A 1,478-nucleotide genomic window follows, 5' to 3' on the forward strand; every position below is an offset into this window, starting at 1 on the left:
TGGAAGCCACGCCGAGGAAGGCCCGGATGGTCGCATCCACGGCGGTCCCGGCGCTGTTCGCCGACCCTGGTGTGGGTGGCCGGGGAGTCGAGCAGCCGCGGGTGGCCGCTCCACAGGTGATCGGTACGTCCTCCTTGTTGTTGTATGAGGTGCTTGCCGGGGTCTACTCCGACCTGGGGTTCGCCGTGGTCGAGGACGAGACGTTCCGTGACTTGGTGATTGCCAGGATCGTGGAGCCGACTTCGATCCTGGACACCGGACGGGTTCTGAGCGACCTGGGTCGGAGGGCCTCGAGCGAGAAGACGATGCGCCGGACGTTGAGCCGGTGCGCCGGCCGCGGCTATCGGGACCTCATCGTCACCGCGTGCTTCAACCATGCGGTGACCCGCGGGGATGTGTCGTTGTGTCTCTACGACGTCACCACCTTGTACTTCGAGGCCGAGAAAGAGGACGAGCTGCGCAAGGTCGGCTACTCCAAGGAACGCCGGGTCGACCCACAGATCGTGGTCGGCCTGCTGGTCGACCGGCACGGCTTCCCGCTTGAGATCGGCTGTTTCGAGGGAAATAAGGCAGAGACCACCACCATCGTCCCGATCATCAAGGCCTTCCAGCAACGGCACGGCCTGGCCGACATGGTCGTGGTCGCCGACGCGGGGATGCTGTCCGCAGCCAACCTCAAAGAGCTCGATGAGGCGGGCTTGAGGTTCATCGTCGGATCCCGGGTGAGCAAGGCTCCCGTTGATCTGGAGTCCCATTTCCGCTGGCACGGAGAAGCGTTCACCGACGGGCAGATCATCGACACCATCACCCCGCGCAACGGCCGCGGCGGCTTCGCGAGCGATCCGTACGTGAAAGCCGAACCAGTCTGGGACCCCGGGCAGCACCCCGGGTCCTGGCGTGCGGTGTGGGCGTACTCGAGGAAACGGGCAGCGCGGGACAACACGACCCTCACACTGCAGGAAGACAAGGCTCGCGCAGTCATCGCAGGCGAGAAAACCGCCCGGGCGCCACGGTTCATCAAGACCAGCAACGGCAGCCGCTCACTCGATGAAGCATCGCTGGCGCGTGCACGACGCCTGGTCGGGCTCAAGGGTTACGTCACCAACATCCCGATCGGCGTGATGCCCGCCGGCGAGGTGATCTCCAGCTACCACGACCTGTGGCACGTGGAACAGTCCTTCCGGATGTCCAAGACCGACCTGCGGGCCCGGCCCATGTTCCACCGCACCAAGGACGCGATCGAAGCCCACCTGACCATCGTGTTCACCGCGCTGGCACTCAGCCGCGAAGCACAGAACCGGACCGGGCTCGCAATCCGCAACCTGATCCGCCAACTACGGCCGCTTCGTTCAGCCACCATCGCGATCAACGGCACCGAGCAGACATTCCCACCCGCCATCCCAGCCGACAAACAAGCAGTCCTCAACGCGATCCGGAACCCACGGGACAGGCACTAAGCCGATTGACCGAAGTCAGGT

1 protein-coding gene is annotated in these 1,478 nt (G+C 64.9%); it reads left to right on the forward strand.

All coding sequences use genetic code 11. The features are described 5' to 3' along the window. On the forward strand, positions 1-1,457 hold a 1,457-nt coding region (locus ACFVTG_RS24745), incomplete at its 5' end, for an IS1634 family transposase (protein WP_390283654.1). Positions 1,458-1,478 lie beyond the last annotated feature (21 nt).

The sequence above is a fragment of the Arthrobacter sp. NPDC058127 genome, assembly GCF_042884555.1.
In the GTDB taxonomy this organism is placed as follows: Bacteria; Actinomycetota; Actinomycetes; order Actinomycetales; family Micrococcaceae; genus Arthrobacter.